The organism is Cellulomonas sp. GTC20042 (assembly GCF_055389595.1).
In genome coordinates this window covers 424,659-442,892 of record NZ_AP043678.1, presented here as the reverse complement: position 1 = coordinate 442,892, position 18,234 = coordinate 424,659, and the positions used below count along the sequence as shown (strand labels likewise).

Below are 18,234 nucleotides of genomic sequence, written 5' to 3'. Positions count from 1 at the left end.
CGCCGATGTCAGGGTATCGTGACACTGGACCCATGTCGGCGTACCCTGACATGCATGGCCGCCGTCCCCGTGCTGATGAACGCCCGGTCGCTCCCCCGGATCGGCGGAGCGGTGCGCCGCCTGCGCCGCGACCGTGGGCTGACCCAGGCGCAGCTCGCCGAGCAGGCCGGGGTGTCGCGGCAGTGGATCGTCACCGTGGAGCAGGGACGCACCGACGGGATGGAGATCGGCCGGCTGATGCGGGTGCTCGACGCCCTGGACGCGAGCCTGATGGTCCGGGACGACCGGGCGGGCGATCCGCATGCGTAGGCCGGTCACGCATCTCGCGGTGCTGCTCGACGGGCGGCACGTCGCCGATCTGACCCGCACCGCCCGCGGAAAAGACCCCCGGCTGGTGTACCGGGACGACGCTCTGGCCGACGGAACCACCCCCCTCTCCCTCTCGCTGCCGCTGTGGGACAGCGAGCACACCGGTGTCTCTGTCGAGCGCTACCTGCGGGGTCTGGTGCCCGAGAACGAGGGCGCGCTGGCCGCCATCGCCCGCGAGTACCGGGTCGACGTCACGGACGCGATGGACGTGCTGTCCGCGATCGGACTGGACTGCGCCGGAGCGGTGCAGTTCTGCCGACCCGCCGATCTCGCCCTCGCGATCGAGCGTGCCGGCGCCCTGGAGCCGTTCGGCGACGCCGACATCGAGGCCCGCCTGGACCAGATGGACACCGACGAGGACGCCTCCTGGAGCATGCCCGGCGAGCACTGGTCGCTCGGCGGGACCCAGCAGAAGTTCGCGCTGCGCCGGGAGGACGACGCGTGGTTCCTCGCGCACGGCGCGCAGCCCACCACGCACATCGTGAAGCCGGGCGTCCGGAAGATGAAGGCCCAGGCTCTCGCCGAGCACGCGAGCATGCGCGTCGGACGGCTGCTCGGGCTGGACGTCGCCTCCACCGAGTTCCGCTCGTTCAAGAGCCAGGAGGCGATCGTGGTCGAGCGGTTCGACCGCGTGCGCGACGGTTCACGGGTCACCCGTCGGCACCAGGAGGACCTGTGCCAGGCGCTCGGTGTCGCCGAGAAGTACGAGGAGTACGGCGGGCCGTCCGCGCTCGACGTGATCCGGCTGCTGCGGGACACGTCCGAGACCCCGATGGCAGCCCGCCGCAACGTGGACCGGTTCGTCGACGGCCTCGTCTACAACACGGTGATCGGCGCACCGGACGCGCACGCGCGCAACACCGCGGTGCTGCTGGACGGCGACGCGGTCACGCTGGCACCGATGTACGACGTCGCCACCGGGCTCGGCCACGGGGCACCTGCCGGCGGCCGCGTGCTCTCGATGAGCATCGGCGGGAGCTTCCTGCTCGACGCGGTGGACGACGACGCGTGGCGCCGGTTCGCCGAGGCCGCACGGATCGACGGTGACGGCGTGGTCGAGCGCGCGCACGAGATCGCCGACCTGGCGCCGCCCGCGTTCGCTGCGGTGCTGGCCGAGGTGCTCGACCAGCTCGACGACGACGGCACGGGCGCCACCCTCGCGCACCGGATCGCGACCGCGTTCGCCGACCGCCACGCCGCCCGCTGACCCGCCCCACGTATCCTCACCCTGCCCGGCACCCCGCCGGGCGTGGACGAGAGGAGCCGTCGGGCGATGCGGCTGGGGATCATCGGTGCGGGCTCCATGGTCGAGGAGTTCCTGGAGCAGAGCCCGCAGGTGGCGGGTCTGGAGGTCGTCGCGATGCTCGCGCGGCCCCGGTCGCTGGACCGCGCCCGCGCGCTGGCGGAGCGCACCGGTGTGCCGCTGGTGACCACGGACGTCGAGGAGCTCTACGCCGCCGGGATCGACACCGTGTACGTGGCGGTGCCGAACGTCGCGCACGTGACCTACGCGCGGCAGGCGCTGGAGCGCGGGCTGCACGTGATCGTGGAGAAGCCGATGACCAGCACCGTCGAGGAGGCGGAGGACCTGGCGCGGCTGGCGGCGGAGCGCGGGCTGTTCCTGTTCGAGGCGATCACCACCGTGCACCTCGCGACCTACGCCCGCCTGCGCGAGTGGCTGCCGCGGATCGGCGAGGTGACGCTGGTGCAGAGCCAGTACAGCCAGCGCTCCCGCCGGTTCCCCGCGTTCCGGGACGGCGAGGTGCTGCCGGCGTTCGACCCCGCGCAGTCCGGCGGGGCCCTGATGGACCTCGGCCTGTACAACCTGCACTACGTGCTCGGCCTGTTCGGCGAGCCGACCTCGGCCGTCTACACCCCGAACGTCGAGCGCGGGATCGACACCAGCGGCGTGCTGGTGCTGCGCTACCCGACCTTCGTCGCGACCTGCATCGCCGCGAAGGACTCTGCCGGGGTGCAGGGCGGGGTGATCCAGGGGACCGACGGCGTGCTGCGCACCAGCCTGTCGCCGAACCTGGTCGGCGCGGTGACCCTCGAGCTCGCCGACGGCACGGTGGAGACCTTCGACGACGGCGGTGCGGCGCGTCGGCTGGCCACCGAGATCGAGGCCTTCGTGCGGGTGGTCGACTCCGGCGACCACGCCACGGCGGACGCGTGGCTGGCGGCGAGCGTGGCGGTCAGCCGGGTGCAGACGGCGGCGCGGCGGGCGGCCGGGATCGTGTTCCCCGCCGACGCGACCGCCTGACGGGGCCTCAGCCCCAGAGCTCCTTGACCAGCGTCAGCGCGGACACCCCGCGCGGCCAGCCGGCGTAGAACGCCACGTGCGTGATCGCCTCGACGATCTCCTCGCGGGTCAGCCCGTTGTCCAGGCCCATCGGCACGTGCGCGCGCAGCTGCTCGACGTTCCCGGCGGTGACCAGGCTGGTGATCGTCACCAGCGAGCGGTCGCGGGGCGACAGGTCGGGCCGCGCCCACACCTCGCCGAACAGCACGTCGTCCGTCAGGTGCGCGAACGTCGGGGCGACGTCGCCCAGCATCCGCCGGATGGGGGTCTGCTCGGTCATCGCCGGTACTCCTCGTCGGTCACGTGCGCCAGCCAGGTCGTCGTGGTGCTGGGGTCGTCGGCGGTGTCGAGCATCGCCAGGTGCTCCATGAACGAGTCCGGCGCGGCCCCGTGCCAGTGCTCCTCCCCCGGCGCGCAGTACACCGTGGAGCCGGCGGTCACCTCGACCCTGTCGTCCCGGGTGCCGATCCAGGCGACGCCCTGCGTGACGTGCAGGGTCTGCCCGAGCGCGTGCGAGTGCCAGGCGGTGCGCGCGCCCGGCGCGAACCGGACCTTCGCCACGACCATCCGCTGACCCGGCGCGCGCGGACCGGCGACCGGGTCGAGCCAGACGTCACCGGTGAACTGCTCCGGCGGGTTCTTGGTGGTGGCGGGGCGGGGGTCGATCTGCACGGCTGTCCTCCTGAGCGGCCCGCGCCGACGGCGGGCCCTGCTCTCGACGCTAGGCCGGTGCGCGGCGGCGAGGGAGGCCCTGGCGGTGCCCCGATCAGCAGGGCGCCGCGCGCTCAGCCGGCCGCCACCGCCAGGTCCCGCACCGCGTACCGGTGGTGCTCCCACTCCTCGCCGAGGATCGTCGCCAGGCAGGACAGCACCGTCTCCGGGTACTGCGGCGCCCACGGGTTCGTGCGCTGCTCGGTCAGCTGCTCCGGCGTCACGTCGGCCAGGTACTCGCGCATCATCGCCACCCGGTCGGCGCGGACGTCCAGCACCTCGGCCCAGGTGGGGGTGCGGGTGGTGAACACCGCAGGGTCGTGGCCGTCGGAGTAGTACTCGACGTTCGGCATGCCGATCGGGTGGTACGGGTGGTCGATCCGCAGCACGGCGCCGCGCAGCCACGTGTCGGTGGCCATGACCAGGTGCCGGAGCGTCTGCGCCAGGGACCACTCGCCGTCGACCGAGACGTCCACCACCTCCGGCGGCAGCGCGGCGACCCGTTCCAGGGTGGCGGCCCAGGTGGCCTCCAGCGCCGCCCACGCCTCGCGCAGCCCGGCGGGGTCGGTGGCGTGCCGCAGCGCGCGGCCGGGGAACCGGCGGTCCAGCTCCGCCTCGACCAGCGGCACCACGTCCACGCCGTTGACCACGAAGGTGCCCTCGGACAGCCACGGCGAGTCGAGGTCGGCGCCGTCGACGTCCACCCCGCGCAGCACCGCACCGCCGAGCAGCGAGCGCCGGAACTGCGCACCCCGCAGGTCCTCGTCGACGAACTCCCGTGCCTCGGCCATGACGTACCTCCCCGTCGTCAGGGCCGTTCTACACCGGGGCGCCCGGGGGCGCGCGTCAGTGCGGGTCGCGGAGCAGGGCGACCACGGTCAGGTCGTCCTGCCGGTCGGTCGCGGTCGCGGCCAGGCGCAGCACCCGCTGCACCGCCTCCTCCGCGTCCGTGCAGCCCACCAGCTCCTCCGCGAGCAGGCCGAGACCGCCGAGGGTGCCGTCCACCAGGTCGAGCACGCCGTCGCTGAAGGACACCAGCAGGTCACCGGGCTCCAGGTGCACCAGGTCGGCCTGCCGGTACGTGTCCTCGGACACCCCGAGCGGCACGCCGGACGCGTCGATCCGGCGCCACCCGCCCCCGGCGCGCACCACCAGGCTCAGCCCGTGGCCGGCGTCGGTGTAGGCGAGGTCGCCGGTGGCGGCGTCCAGCCGGGCGTGGAACGTGGTGGCGAGCAGGCCCGCGTTCGCGAGGTCGGTGTGCAGGGTCGCCCCGGCCTGCCGGACCGCGCGGTCCACCGGCTCGCCGTCCGCGGAGGCGCGCAGCGCGATCCGCACCGCCGCCGCCAGGATCGCGGCCGCCGGGCCCTTGCCGGTGACGTCCGCCAGGGTCAGCACGACCCCGCCGTCCACCGGGTACCAGTCGTAGAAGTCGCCGCCGATCGTCGCCCCGGGCAGGCAGGTGCCGGCGAGCCGGTACCCGTCGATCGTCGGCGCGCTGCGCGGCAGCAGCCCGAGCTGCACGCGCTGGGCGTGCTGCAGCTCGGCGTCCACCGCGATCTCCTTGGCCACCCAGCGGGCGAGATCGCGCAGCAGGGCGTCCTGGTCGGCGGTGAGGTGCCGGCGGCGGGCGTCCGCGATCATCAGCGTGCCGAGGGTGGCTCCCTGCGGGTCCACCAGCGGCTGCTCGGCGCGGAACGGCCAGCGATCGGCCGCCTGCTCCGGGAGGACAGGATCGCCGGGACGGTTCAGCCACACCTGAGCGGTCGGCACGTCGAACAGGCTGCGGGCGAGCCGGGCGACCCGGTCGATCGGCGGCTCGGCGGCCGGGGCGACGACGCCGTGGCGCTCCAGCGCGGCGAGACGGTTGCCGAGGTCCGGGGCCGGGGGCGCGGCCGGGGCCGGGGGTGCGCGGTGGGTCGTGGCCATGCCGTGCCCTCCCGCGCTCGCTCGGTTCCCGACGAGTCACCCGATCGACTGACCGCAGATCGCGCTGAGGGAAACAGAGGGTGAAGGCGGCCACCCGTTGACCCTGCCCCGAGGGCACGGAGTCCCCTGGTCCGCACAAGACGGATCAGGACAGGAGATCGACATGCTCGAGCTCGACGGGATCAGCCGGACCTTCACCGGCCGCCGGGTGCTGGACGACGGGGCGCGGTCAAGAGGGTCGTCTACAGCAGGGCGAGCGCGATCAGGGGCGCGGGCACCGCCCAGACCGGTCCGTCGAGGTCGAGCACGGTCTTGGTGGTGATGATGCCGGTCCCGTAGCGGCCCGTGATGGTGCGCGCCTCGCTCTTCCACCCGGCGTCCACCCACTTGCTCTCCATGGGGGTGGTGAGCGCTGACCCCGTCGGAGCGGGGACGCGGACCGGCGCGAGATCGATCTCACGGTCGTTCGTCGTCCGTGCGTAACCGATCGTGTCGCCGTGCGCCCACCGCCCCTCGTCACGGACGTCGATCGCCCGAGCGAGGGCCACCGCGAGCGCAGACTCGGTCAGCCGGGTCATGTCCGGCGCGGGCAGGCCGGCACGACGGCGCGACGGCAGCCGCGCCAGCAGCGGATCGGTCAGGTAGTACTTCGCCTGGGTCTTCGGGATCAGCGCGCCATCGTCGTCGCGCCGAGGGCAGCGCAGCAGCGCGTGCGACCGGATCATCCTGGCCAGCCGTCGTTCGAGAACACCCCGGCCGTACTGCAGGTCCTGCCCCGCCGCCGCGACGCTCAACGGGCTGGTCGCCCGGTGCTGGAGGGTGTCCAGCAGGAGCGGGATCGACTCGGGACCGGCATCGGGGTCGACGTCCCGATGCAGCCACGCCTCGAGATCGGCCAGATACCCGTCGGTCACGTCGCCCAGGCGCGCGGCCTCCGCCACCGCCCGCGGGAATCCGCCCGTCGTCAGGTAGGCCTGCCACGCGAGGTCGAGCGCGTCCACGAACATCATGAACCCCTGGAACACCGCCCGTGCGCCGTCGCCCTGGAGGCCGGCAGGATCGATCACCCCGGGCAGCCCGATCGTCGGGTCGGTCGCCCTGACGTACTCCCGGAAGCTCATCGGCAGGAGGGTGCGGCGCCGCCGCGTCCCGGACCCCGCACGCCCGGCGAGCAGGTGACCCTCGATGTCCTCGTCCTCGGCCCACTGACTGCCGGTGGCCACGACCGTGTCGTCACCGAAGCGGGTGTTGTCGCGCGCGTTCTTGAAGACCGCCGACCAGCCGGGGACCGCACCCACCTCGTCGAAGAGCCACACGCGCACCTGCGCCGCATCGGAACCTCCGCCGTCGACCGACTGCGTCAGAGCACGTCCCAGCACAAGGACCCGCCGAAGATCCTGCAGCGTCATGCCGTCGCACGGCACGTGGATCACCTGGCGGGGATCCACGTCGTCACGCGCGCACAGGTCCCGCGCCGCACTGAGGAGCGCGACAGACTTCCCGATCCGTCGGGGCCCCGACAGCACGACGAGCTGATCGGTCAGGGGACCGTGCGCGATGTCGTCGAGCACGTCCGGGCGGTACCCCATGTCGTGCTTGCCCAGGTCGCGGAACACCCGGTGCTCGGCGGCCCAGTCCGTCGGGCTCTCCTGCGTCACCACGGAGCGCCACCACGGGTTGGCGACCGTGAGCTGCCGCCTGATCTCGTCGTCGCGCATCGCCCGATGCTACCGCCTGCGTGCTCAAAGGGGGGAGGGTTTTAGCACGCTGGCGTGCTAAAAGGGGGAGGGTTCCAGCACGCCCGCATGCTAGAAGGGGGAGGGTTCTCGCGCGCCTCGACCTGCCGACCCGATCAGCCCAGGCGGACCAGCACCACCGGCGCGTCCTGCCCCGGCCACGTCCCGGTCAGCACCGCGCCACCCGCGGGCTCGTTCGTCCCCGGCCACCGCACCACGACCACCTCGGCATCCGCACCGCCCGACCCGCTGCCCCGCACCTGCATGCTCGGCTCGCGCTCGACCGGGCCCTCCGGCGTCTCCACCCACATCCGCACCTGCGTGCCGCCCTCGCGCACCACCCGCGCCACCTCCGCGCGGTACACCGGGTCGCCCAGGCCGTCGTACACCCGCCGGGTGCCGAGCACCGAGTGCTCCATCGTCCCGACCAGCCACTCCTCCGCCCCCGCGAGCGGCGCGCCCCGGTAGGTCAGCGGCACGTGCACGATCCGGCCCGCGACCTCCAGCAGGTGCGACTCGATGCCGACCTCGCCGTCCGGGTCGTCGAAGCGGTACGCCGCCACCGGGTGCGCCTCGGCGGCGGGGGCGTCGAACCACGGCTGGGTGGGGAGCCAGGCGGAGACGAGCTCAGCCTTGGACGGGGTGAGCGTGGCCCGGTGGATGATCGCCATGCCGGGAACGCTAGCGGCGGACGCGCCGCGGCGCCGGACCTCAGGCGTCGACCGTGCCGGCGGGCACCTGCGCCAGCCGGATCTGCGTCACGCCCTCGGCCGTCGCGTGCTCCACCCACACCTCGAACACGCGCCCGTCGGCCTGCCCCTGCGCCCAGGCGATCACGGCGCGCACGTCCTGCGTCCCGGTCACCCGGAAGCGCTCCCGCCCGCCCCACCGACCGGCGAAGTCGACCCGGTACGACGCACGGAAGTCGTCCGCCCCCAGATCGACGTCCTCGGTCGACGGCAGCGGCTCGACATCGACCGCGGGCTCCTCTGCCGCGGCGGACTCCTCCCGCGGCGCCCGCCGCTCCCGCGGGACCACGACGAGCACGACCACGCCGACCGCGCACGCCACCGCACCGGCGACCTCGAGGAACACCAGCACCGGTCCGAGCACCGTGTAGACCGCCATCGCCCGTGCCGGGTCCATCGCGCCGAACCCCCAGGTCAGCAACGATCGGTCCAGCACCGCGGCGCCCAGCCCGACGGCCAGCCCCGTCCACAGCAGCACCCACGTCCGGCGCGCCGCCCCTCGCGTCAGCCGCACGCTCTCACGCCCGCCCGTCGGGGTCGAGCGCGCGCGGCACGACCCGGGTCAGGTCGCCCTGCGGGTCGCCGTGCCCCTCGATCGTCGTCGCCACCGGCCCGGACGGCATCGGCGCGGAGCCGTCGCGGGGCAGGCGGCCCAGCAGGTCGTCCTGCAGGGCGATCAGCTCCGGCGCGTCGCGACGGAGCGCGCGCCGGGTCCGGGACAACCACCCTCGACTCTCCACGAGCCACCCCCTCGCGTCGCGGTCGACACGTCCTCGCGCACGGCCTGCCGTCGTGCGGCCAGGCTAGCCCCGCAGACGGGGGCACCGGGGCCGTTCGACGCGACCCCCACCCTGGACGCCACCGTGCCCGTGGCGGCAGGAACAGGCATCCGGCTGTCTCTGCGATGCTCCGCCCCGGAGGTCTCGCGACGATGCACACCCGTGCACCGGCACCCGAGCGGGCCGATCGCGTCCCCGGCCCCCGGACGATTCGCACCGCCCGCATCTGGAACCTGGCGCTCCTGCTGAACGGGCTCGCGGCGCTCACCATCCAGATCGCGCTCGTGCTGACCGGCGGGCCGGACCCCAACACCGGCGAGACCGTCGCGTCGGTCGGGGTCGCCACGCGGATGGTCCAGACGGTCAGCTTCTTCACCGTCCAGAGCAACCTGCTCGGCTACCCGGCGGCGCTGCGGGCCATGGCGGGCGTCCTGGCCGTGTCGCTGCTGCTCGTCGGGGCCTTCGTCGGCATCGATCGGGCGCGTGGCCGCCGTGGTCGTGACGATCGAGGGCGGATCGGACCTGCGCCCCCGTGATCCGTGGTCAGATGATCCGCGCGACGTCGGGCTCCGGCGCGATGCGGGTCCGGCAGGAGGGGTAGCGGGTGGCGGAGGATGACGGCGCCGTCGGCGGACCCACGTGGTCGGGACCGCTCGCCCCGGGAGGGTCGGCGCTGACCTGGGCGAGACGGGTGCTGCCGCTGCTGCTCGGGATGATCCTCCTGGGCGCGTTCGCGGTCGGCAGCGCCCTCGGATGGTGGGGCACCCAGGACGGCCTCGGCTTCTGGCTGCCGTTCTGGCTGTGGGTGACGTCGGCCGTGCTGTCGGTCGCCGGCATCGCCGTGCAGGCGACCCAGGACGTCCGCGAGGGTCGGCGCGGGTACACCACCGTGTACGGCACCAACCGCGACCTGCCGCAGATCGACCCCGCCACCCGACTGGTCCTTCGGGAGCCGGGTGCACCGTTCGTGCGGGCGCCACGGCACCGTGCCGTCGGGCGGGTGCACGACCGGCCCGAGTAGTGGCGCCGACGCGGCGCCCGACCGCCGGGCGCGGGCAGTGCGCCGATCGTCACACGTCCCGCACAGCGGATTCACAGACGACCTGAGGTCAATAGCCCGAGGTCCCTGATCACCCGCGTGGACGGTGAGATGGATCACCGACGAAAGCCCGTCGCGGCGACCGGTGCGAGGTCTAGCGTCCGTCGCCAGAGACGGTGCGCAGGGGGCTTCGCCGAGGCCAGCACCGTCGGCGAGGCGGTGCGTGGCGTGCCTGGTGGTCTCGTTCTGCGACGGGTGACGTCGCTCGCGCTCGGTCTGGCGATCAGCCTGACGGGTGGGCTGCCGCACGCGGTGGCCGCACGCCCGGTGGCGCCTGCACGATCGGGCGGTGGGCACTCCGGCCGGACGTTCCGCGGGTCGAAGGACGACGAGGCGCTGTCCGGGTACGGAGACGGCGAGGGCTACCACCTGCAGCTCGCGACCGAGGTCGAGGACTTCGTCTGGCGCGACGTGGCGGTGCTGCGGCCGGCCGACCTGGACGAGAGCACCTGGTACGGCTACCAGTGCCTGTCCGGCGACGGGCGCTACGCCGCGGTGACCGTGCTGCCCGACGGGCTGGTGAACCTGCCCGAGGCGCTGATGCGCGGCGCGTACGCGTACGGCGTGGACCTGGAGTCCGGCGCGGTGACGCCCCTGCTGTCCGGGGTGTCGTTCCAGTACTCCTCACCGGGCTGCGGCACCGGGTCGGCAGCGACGTTCACCGCGAGCCTGGACGACTCGCAGGGCGTGACGAGCATCGCGGTGGTGGACCTGGCGACGGCCGACGTGTCGTGGTCGGCGGTGGTCGCAGGTCAGGTCACCTCTGCGGTGCCCTCCGACGACGCGCAGGTGATCGGTGCCTCCGGCGGCTCGCTGGTGACGTTCGGGCCCGGTGGCTCCGACGCGGCGCCCCAGACGCCGGGGGTGCTCGCCGACCTGGGCGCCCAGGGGTACGACGTGCGTCCCACCGGAGACGGGACCGTGGACCTGCTCACCTGGGTGCCGGGGTCGAGCACGTCGACGCTGGCGCGCTGGGACGGCGAGACGATCACCGAGCTCGGCTCGGGACCGTTGGAGGACGTGCTGCTCGCCGGCGGACGGGACGGCCACGACGTCGTGGTGGGCCTGGACGACGGCGACCCGACGACGGTCGACGTGCAGGCCACCGACGCCACGCCGCTGAGCGCCGCGCCGCAGGCGGTCTCGCTGGACGGCGACGCGGTGTTCGCGACCGACCTCGATGCCGACGAGTCCACCGGGCAGCTGTCGCAGGTGATGTCGACCTCGACGTCGCAGGTGCTCAGCGCCGGGCAAATGGCCAACGCCCCACCCGTGGCGGCGTCCACCACCACCTCGGACGTGGCGCTGCCCGGGATCGAGCTCAGCGAGCCGGTGACCCAGGGCGACGCCTTCCCCACCAGCGAGACCGCGGCCGACGCCGCAGCCGGCAGCACCGCCGGCACCCTCCGGTTCGGCGGCACGGCGACCACCGGGACCGGGATCCTCGCCCGCACCGCCACGGCGGTGACGGCAGCGGCGACCGCCGCCACGACGCCCAAGTGCGGCGTCCCCCGCCTCGACCCCGCCCGCCAGGCGCTGCAACCGTCCCCCGCACAGGTGGACTGGGCCGTCCAGATGGCCGAGCAGGGCCTGCTGACCGGCACGGCGTACACCCGTCCCGCGGGCTACGCGAACATGGGCCTGGCGGCCTACGCACCGAGCAGCGACTTCGCGCGGATCTCCCTGCACCACCCCGCCGGAACCACGTGGGACACCGTCCCGCGCTCGGTGATGGAGGCCGTGATGGCCCAGGAGAGCAACTTCGACCAGGCGTCCTGGCACGCGCTGCCGGGCATCGCCGGCGGTCCGCTGGTCGGCAACTACTACGGGGCCTCCGGGTCGATCCGCACGATCGACTACACCAAGGCGGACTGCGGCTACGGCATCGCCCAGGTGACGACCGGCATGGCCGCCTCCGAGACCTCGATCACCGTGAACGGCAAGGCCAAGGTCGCGGTGGACTACGAGGAGAACATCGCGGCGGGCCTGCGGATCCTCCAGCAGTCCTGGAACACGCTGTACGACGCGGGGATCACGGCCAACGGCGGCGACCCGCGCTACCTGGAGAACTGGTACCTGGCGATCTGGGCGTACAACTCGGGCATCCAGCCGACGGCGGCCTACGGCAACACCACCGGCTGCACCCCGTCGGCGACCTGCACCGGCCCGGACGGCACCTGGGGACTGGGCTGGTCCAACAACCCGGTGAACCCGTCCTACCCGCCCAGCCGCGCCGCCTACCTGCGCACCACCTACGCCGACGCCGCGCACCCCGCCGACTGGCCCTACCAGGAGCGGGTGATGGGGTGGATGGCCAGCCCGATCATCCGGCTGTCGCACCCGGCGTACGCCAAGCCGGACTACCACGGCGGCCAGAGCTGGCTCCAGCTGCCCGCGCGCACCACGTTCTGCACCACCGCGAACCTGTGCGACCCGACCTACGTGGACCCGGCGAACACCGCGCACACCATCTGCACCCTGAGCGACTACGAGTGCTGGTGGCACCAGCCGGTCACCTGGGTGACGAGCTGTTCGACCACCTGCGCGACCAGCGCCTACGCGGTGACCACCGGATCGACCGAGCCGACGTACACCTCGCCGCACCCACCCACGTGCACGGTCGACGCACGCACGCTGCCGACCACCTCGCACGGCGCGCCGATCATCGTGGACGACCTGGCCACGCCGTCGCAGAACCGCCAGGGCTGCACCGGGACGGCCTGGTCGAACGGCGGCACCTTCGCCCTGACCTACGGCACCGATGCGTCCGGGCAGCCCACCGGGCAGATCGACACCCATCAGCTCGGCGCCGGGTTCGGCGGGCACATCTACTTCACGCACACCGAGGCGGCCGGTGACACCGCGGTGACCAACACCGGTACCTGGACCCCGGTCCTGCCGAGCCTGCAGTACTACACGGTGAAGATCCACATCCCGGCGACCGGTGCCGCGGCGACCGACGTCGTCTACACGATCAACCCCGGCGGCGGCGCGAGCCCCTGGCGGATCCGGGTCAACCAGGCCTGGGGATCCGAGCAGTGGGTCACCATCGGGACGTTCGCGATGCAGAACGGCGCCACCGTCCAGCTGTCCAACACCAGCCAGATGGCCGCGGGCACCTACGACGTCGCCTACGACGCCATCGCGTTCCTGCCCCAGGGCGGCACCCCCGGGCAGCCGATCGGCGGCCCCCCGGGAGTGAAGGACGCCCCGCGCGGCTCCAACCCCGCGTGGGTGAGCTGCGGCTGCGCCCAGCGCACCGCCGGCGACCCGGTCAGCACGCTGACCGGCAGCTTCGGCGAGTCGTACACCGACCTGTCGACCCCCGGACGCGGCGCCGCCCTGGAATGGACCCGCAGCTACGACTCCGCGCTGGCCGACCCGGCCGGACCGAACGCGGCGGACTCGGTCGACGGACCGTTCGGGCACGGCTGGTCCAGCACCGTCGCGATCACCACGACCACCGACCCGGGCACCGGCGGCGTCGTCGTGCACCAGGAAGACGGGTCGCAGGTCGCCTTCACGCTCAACGGCGGCGTCTACACGCCCACCTCGCCCCGGTTCGACGCCACCCTCACCCTGAGCGGCGGCGCCTACACCTACACCCGACGCGGTCAGGACGTCTTCGTCCTCGACGCCGCCACCGGCCACCTGACGAAGGAGACCGACCTGGCCGGCGCCCAGGCCGTCCCGCCCTACTGGACGACCTTCGCCTACGACACCGGCGGCCACCTCGCCACCGTGACCGACCCCGAGGGACGGGTCGACACCGTCGCCTGGACCGGCATGCACATCACCGGCGTCACCGACCCGGCCGGCCGACGGGTCGACTACGCGTACAGCGCCGCCGGCGACCTGACCGACGTGTGGGGCACCGGCACCGTGCGCTCCGGCTCGACCCACGGCGAGCAGGACCACGCCACCTACACCTACGACTCCCACCACCTGCTCACCACCGTCCGTACCCCCGCGAACGCCGGGTCGACCGCCACCCCGCCCCCGGTCACGACGACGGCCTACGACACCAGCGAGCGCGTCACCAGCCAAACCGACCCGGTGGGCCGCGTCACGACCTTCACCTACGGGCCGGCCGGTGGGCTGGCCGCCGGGCAGACCCGCGTGGTCGACCCCGCCGGGCACGCGACCGTGGACACCTACCAGAACGGGCTGCTGGTCGCCGAGACCCGCGGCGAGGGCACCGCGCAGGCCGGGACGTGGTCGTACACCTACGACCCGGTGACGCTCGGCGTGACCACGGTCTCCGACCCCCTCGGGCACGTGAGCACCGCCACCTACGACGACCACGGCAACCGCATCTCGACCTCGGACGCCCTCGGCAGCACCACCAGCTACCAGTACGACGAGCACGGGCGCGTGGTCCTCACCACCGATCCGACCGGGGCGCAGACCGCCGCGTCGTACACCGCCGCGGGCATGCTCGCCGCGACCTCCACCGGTCGCCCCGGCCAGACCGCGGAGGTGTCCGACGGCAACCCGGTCGACCCGACCGTGCGCACCACCTCGCGCGCCTACGCCGACACGGCCCACCCGGGCGACCTGACCAGCAGCACCGACGCCCGCGGCAAGGTCACCACCTACGCCTACGACGCCGCCGGCGACCTGGTGCGGACCACCGACCCGCTCGGCGACGTCACGCTCGCACGCTACGACCTGAGCACCGGGGACCTCCTCGCGACGGTCACCCCGCTCGGCGCGGCGGCGGGCACCACCGCCACCTGCACCACCCCGGCCACCGGGTGCACCACCGTCGAGCACGACGCCCACGGACGCGCCACCGTCGTGCACGACCCGACCGGGCACACCACGACCACCACCTACGACGCCGACGGCCACGTCACCGCCACCACCGACGCCGACGGCCGCACCACGAGCACCGCCTACGACCCGGCCGGCCAGGCGCTCAGCACCACCGCGCCGGACGGGACGGTCACGACGACCACCTACGCGGGCGACGGTCAGGTCGCCACGACCACCGACGCCCTCGGAGCGGTCACCACGACCGGCTACGACGGCCAGGGACGACGCACGAGCACGACCGACCCCGACGGCCGCACCACGACGACCTCCTACGACGCCGCGGGAGACGTCGCCACGATCGTCGCCCCGGACGGCGGGACCACGACCTACACCTCGGACGCTGCGGGCCACGTGGTCGCCGTCGCGTACTCCGACCACGTCACTCCGGGCGTCACCAGCACGTACGACTCCCTGGGCCGACGGGTCACGATGACCGACGGCACCGGCACCACGACCTCGACCTACGACGCGTTCGGCGAGCTCACCCGCCGGGTGGACGGCTCCGGGGCCGTGGTCGCCTACGGGTACGACGAGGTGGGCGACGTGACCTCGCTGACCTACCCGGGCGCGGGCCGCACGGTGACGCGTGCCTACGACGACGCCGGCCGGCTGACGCGCGTCACCGACTGGAACGGACGCGCCAGCACATTCGCCTACGACGCCGACGGCGCGCTCGTCACGACCTCCGCCGGCAACGGGACGACGATCTCGGTCGGACACGACGGCCTCGGGGCGATGGCGTCGAGCACGCTGACGCGGGGAACGACCACCCTCGCCGCGATCACCTACGACCGCGACGCCGACGGCGCGGTCACCGGCCGCGCCTCGACCGGTGCGCTCACGCAAGGCGCCCAGACCTTCGGGTACGACGCCCAGGGCCGGCTCGTCTCCGCGAGCGGCCCCGCGGCCAGCTACGCCTACGACGCGGCAGGCGACCCGACGACGTTCGGACCGACGGCTCAGGCCTTCGACGCCGCGGGAACGCTGTGCTGGACCGGGCTCGGGGCGGGGGCGTGCGCCGCTCCGGCGGCGGGTGCCACGGTCGTGACCTCGACCGCCGACGGGCAGCGGGCGTCGAGCACGACGGGATCCACCGTCTCGACCTACACCTGGGACCAGGCAGGCCGGATGATCGGAGCGACGACGCCGGCAGGAACGGTCGGGTACCGGTACGACGGCGACGGCATGCGTGTCGCCGTCACGACGGGCGGGACCACACGATCGGCCACCTGGGACACCCAGCCCGACGTCCCGCTGCTGCTGGACGACGGCACCACCGCGTACGTGTACGGGCCCGAAGGCGCGCCGCTGGAGCAGGTCACCGGCGGCAGCACGCAGTGGTTCTTCTCCGACGCGCAGGGCTCCACCGTCGCCCTCACCGATGCCACCGGGACGGTGTCCGGGACGTACGCCTACGACCCCTGGGGTCGGGTGACCGCGCACACCGGCACGAGCACCGCGCTGCAGTACGGCGGTCAGCAGTGCGACGGGTCGACCGGATTCCTCTACCTGCGCGCGCGGTACTACGACCCGGCCACCGGAGTGTTCCTCAGCATCGACCCGCTGGTCGGGGCCACCCTCGCCGCCTACCTGTACGCCGGGGACGACCCGCTGGACGGGATCGACCCGCTGGGCCTGAGCTGGTGGAACCCGTGGAGCTGGAGCGCGAAGACCAGGACGGTCGTCGGCATCACGCTCGGGGCGGTCGCGCTGGCGGCGACGGGCGTCGGCCTGTTCGCGGACCTCGGTCTCGCGGGCGCCGTGGCAGTAGACGCGGTCGCCTTCGGTACCGGCGCTGCGGCAGCCGCACTCGACTACGACCCCTGCGTGCACGGGCACGAGAAGGTGGCGTGCGGCGGCCTGGCGCTGGGCGCGATCGGCACCGGGTACGGCGGACTGGCCCTGGGCGCGGACGCGGCGATCCTCTCGGGCGGCAGCGAAGAGGTGTGGGGGCCGTGGGTCACTGCCGGTGGCGTCGGCGGTCTGACGTTCGGCGGGACGGGGCTCGGGATCGACGTCGTCGGTGCCGTCCGTCCGAAGGGGTGCGAGCCGTGAGCCCGCGCGGGGACCGGCCGGACGGGATGCACGCTCGGTGGCGCGGCCGGCTGGACGACAGCACGATCGACGCGCTGATTGGCTACCAGCGGTGCGTGTGGCTCATGTGGGTGACCGCGATGGTCGGCGCCGTGCTCACGATCATCGCGGACGAGGCCAGGCGAGGTGCCGGCGGTCTGGTGTTCCCGCTGGTGATCACCGGCATGGTCGGCTTCGCCTGGCGGGCCGTCGCGCTCGCCCGCCGCGCCCAGCGCGAGACCGCCCGCCGCTACGGCATCGACCCACGGCTGGCCCGCAAGATCACCTACCGCGGCCTTGACGGCTTCGACCAGCGCATCGCCGCGCTGCAGGCCGGTCCTCCGCCCAACCCCCGCGCACACGGTTGAAGAGCGCCGGACACCCCTCTCACCACCGTGCTGCTACCCGCAGGACCGGTCGACCCGAACCCCAGGACAGATGGGACCACAGATGAGACATCGCACGCTGAGGCGAGGCACGGCTGCCGCCCTGGCACCCGTCGCCCTCGCGCTGCTCGCCGGCTGCGCTTCGATGCGGGACACGACCGCGGGCGAAGCGCCGCCGACCGCCGAGGCGACCGAGACGGCACCCGCCCCGACGCCCGACACCCCGGCTCCGACCGAGGAACCCCGCGCTCCGGCCGCTGCCGCGACGACCAGCAGCGGTGACGCCGCCTTCGCCGCACGAGTGCAGGCCGGGCTCGACCCCGCTTCGCTGCCCGCCGGGTTCTCCTTGGTCGGCACGCTCGACACCCCGCGCGACGCCCAGCCCGCCCAGCTGTACGGGACCAGCCAGTACACCGCGGCCCAGGCCGACCCGAAGCTGGACATGGGTCAGGTGGTGACCGTGCGCCTCGTCCCGACCACGCCGGAGGCCCGTGCGGCCGCGCCCGCACCGGCGGACGGAGTCACGGCGCGCAGCCGCGACGACCTCGCTCCCGGTGCCGTGCAGTACACGGTCCCCGACACCGGCGACTCGTCGATCACCCTGCCCGCGGGTGACTCCTACGACGTCATCGTCGCGGCGAATGCCGACTCCGTCGACCTGCTCGTTCCGTTCGTGGAGGCGATCACCCGATGACGAAGCTCCACAGCTCGCTCGCGGTCCTCCTCGCGGCGGTCGTCCTCGCCCTGACCTGCGCGGCGCCGGCGTCCGCGACGACCTACAGCAGCACGAACACGACCATCACCGGTCTGCCCGCACTCGGGACCGCGTACATCCACCAGGGCGACATCGTCGCGCTGTGGCAGAACATCCTCTACACCGACTACAAGGCCGACGAGTGCCTGACCACCAACGCCAACGCGATCGACGGGTACTTCGGCGCGATGACCAAGGCAGACACGATCAGCTGGCAGACAGACAACGGTCTGAGCGCAGACGGGATCGTCGGGGCGCAGACCTGGTCGAAGGTCTGGTCGAAGACGCAGTCGCTCGGCTACGAGCCGAACTGGGCCACCTACGACTGGGCCTACCTCGGGCGGCGACTGGGATCCGGCTCGCACTACCTCGACCTCGCACGCTTCACCAGCGGCTCGATGAAGACCGCCTATGCGGGCAGGTGGGCGTTCAACAACCTCGCCAACCCGAACGGCAACGACTCCCTGATCCAGTGGACGGCCCTGACGATCTACACCTGCTGATGCCACGGCATGCGCACCTCGCTCCACGA

The 18,234-nt window shown here is 73.5% G+C and carries 17 protein-coding genes; 9 read left to right on the top strand and 8 right to left on the bottom strand.

Translation table 11 applies throughout. The features are described 5' to 3' along the window. Window positions 1-54 precede the first annotated feature (54 nt). From ACZ5HG_RS02030 to ACZ5HG_RS02020, 3 genes are read left to right on the top strand one after another with little or no spacing between them, the layout of a single operon-like run. Window positions 55-309, top strand: a complete 255-nt coding sequence (locus ACZ5HG_RS02030; RefSeq protein WP_464180127.1) for a helix-turn-helix domain-containing protein — start codon at window positions 55-57, stop codon at window positions 307-309. Continuing rightward, window positions 302-1,576, top strand: coding sequence for a HipA domain-containing protein (locus ACZ5HG_RS02025; RefSeq protein WP_464180126.1), 1,275 nt, complete (start codon window positions 302-304; stop codon window positions 1,574-1,576). Before ACZ5HG_RS02030 ends, ACZ5HG_RS02025 begins: the two co-directional genes overlap by 8 nt. A 42-nt stretch (window positions 1,577-1,618) precedes the next feature. Continuing rightward, complete coding sequence (locus ACZ5HG_RS02020; protein WP_464180125.1) at window positions 1,619-2,632, top strand: Gfo/Idh/MocA family protein; 1,014 nt, start codon at window positions 1,619-1,621, stop codon at window positions 2,630-2,632. A gap of 7 nt (window positions 2,633-2,639) precedes the next feature. On the opposite strand, the gene ACZ5HG_RS02015 is transcribed toward ACZ5HG_RS02020, so the two are convergent. The 8 genes from ACZ5HG_RS02015 to ACZ5HG_RS01980 form a co-directional block, all read right to left on the bottom strand. After that, window positions 2,640-2,951 carry a carboxymuconolactone decarboxylase family protein gene (locus ACZ5HG_RS02015; protein WP_464180124.1) on the bottom strand — a complete coding sequence of 104 codons (312 nt, stop codon included), beginning with the start codon at window positions 2,949-2,951 and terminating at the stop codon, window positions 2,640-2,642. Beyond that, a complete protein-coding gene (locus ACZ5HG_RS02010; protein WP_464180123.1) occupies window positions 2,948-3,343 on the bottom strand; it encodes a (R)-mandelonitrile lyase in 396 nt (131 codons plus the stop codon). Before ACZ5HG_RS02010 ends, ACZ5HG_RS02015 begins: the two co-directional genes overlap by 4 nt. Before the next feature lie 113 nt (window positions 3,344-3,456). Beyond that, complete coding sequence (locus ACZ5HG_RS02005; protein ID WP_464180122.1) at window positions 3,457-4,173, bottom strand: DinB family protein; 717 nt, start codon at window positions 4,171-4,173, stop codon at window positions 3,457-3,459. Window positions 4,174-4,228: 55 nt separating this feature from the next. Continuing rightward, window positions 4,229-5,308 carry a PP2C family protein-serine/threonine phosphatase gene (locus ACZ5HG_RS02000; RefSeq protein WP_464180121.1) on the bottom strand — a complete coding sequence of 360 codons (1,080 nt, stop codon included), beginning with the start codon at window positions 5,306-5,308 and terminating at the stop codon, window positions 4,229-4,231. A 242-nt stretch (window positions 5,309-5,550) separates the two neighbouring features. Next, window positions 5,551-7,026, bottom strand: a complete 1,476-nt coding sequence (locus tag ACZ5HG_RS01995) for an AAA family ATPase (RefSeq protein ID WP_464180120.1) — start codon at window positions 7,024-7,026, stop codon at window positions 5,551-5,553. Window positions 7,027-7,160: 134 nt separating this feature from the next. Next, on the bottom strand, window positions 7,161-7,715 hold the full coding sequence (locus ACZ5HG_RS01990; protein ID WP_464180119.1) for a CG0192-related protein: 555 nt from the start codon (window positions 7,713-7,715) through the stop codon (window positions 7,161-7,163). Between the two features lie 40 nt (window positions 7,716-7,755). After that, window positions 7,756-8,307 carry a hypothetical protein gene (locus ACZ5HG_RS01985; RefSeq protein ID WP_464180118.1) on the bottom strand — a complete coding sequence of 184 codons (552 nt, stop codon included), beginning with the start codon at window positions 8,305-8,307 and terminating at the stop codon, window positions 7,756-7,758. A gap of 4 nt (window positions 8,308-8,311) precedes the next feature. Then, window positions 8,312-8,515 carry a hypothetical protein gene (locus tag ACZ5HG_RS01980; protein ID WP_464180117.1) on the bottom strand — a complete coding sequence of 68 codons (204 nt, stop codon included), beginning with the start codon at window positions 8,513-8,515 and terminating at the stop codon, window positions 8,312-8,314. Between the two features lie 209 nt (window positions 8,516-8,724). Here ACZ5HG_RS01980 and ACZ5HG_RS01975 point away from each other — a divergent pair, with 209 nt between their 5' ends. From ACZ5HG_RS01975 to ACZ5HG_RS01950, 6 genes are all read left to right on the top strand, one after another. Continuing rightward, window positions 8,725-9,108 carry a hypothetical protein gene (locus tag ACZ5HG_RS01975; RefSeq protein WP_464180116.1) on the top strand — a complete coding sequence of 128 codons (384 nt, stop codon included), beginning with the start codon at window positions 8,725-8,727 and terminating at the stop codon, window positions 9,106-9,108. A gap of 68 nt (window positions 9,109-9,176) precedes the next feature. Beyond that, window positions 9,177-9,593, top strand: coding sequence for a hypothetical protein (locus ACZ5HG_RS01970; protein WP_464180115.1), 417 nt, complete (start codon window positions 9,177-9,179; stop codon window positions 9,591-9,593). 273 nt (window positions 9,594-9,866) lie between these two features. Then, on the top strand, window positions 9,867-16,544 hold the full coding sequence (locus ACZ5HG_RS01965) for an RHS repeat-associated core domain-containing protein (protein ID WP_464180114.1): 6,678 nt from the start codon (window positions 9,867-9,869) through the stop codon (window positions 16,542-16,544). Next, window positions 16,541-16,930 (top strand): hypothetical protein, encoded by a 390-nt coding sequence (locus tag ACZ5HG_RS01960; protein WP_464180113.1) that lies wholly within the window; start codon window positions 16,541-16,543, stop codon window positions 16,928-16,930. The genes ACZ5HG_RS01965 and ACZ5HG_RS01960 overlap by 4 nt, the downstream gene beginning before the upstream one ends. An 82-nt stretch (window positions 16,931-17,012) precedes the next feature. Continuing rightward, entirely contained in the window at window positions 17,013-17,642 is a 630-nt protein-coding gene (locus ACZ5HG_RS01955) for a hypothetical protein (protein ID WP_464180112.1), read from the top strand. Further along, the gene (locus tag ACZ5HG_RS01950; protein ID WP_464180111.1) at window positions 17,639-18,205 is read left to right on the top strand and encodes a peptidoglycan-binding domain-containing protein; all 567 of its coding nucleotides are present in this window, start codon (window positions 17,639-17,641) and stop codon (window positions 18,203-18,205) included. Before ACZ5HG_RS01955 ends, ACZ5HG_RS01950 begins: the two co-directional genes overlap by 4 nt. Window positions 18,206-18,234 lie beyond the last annotated feature (29 nt).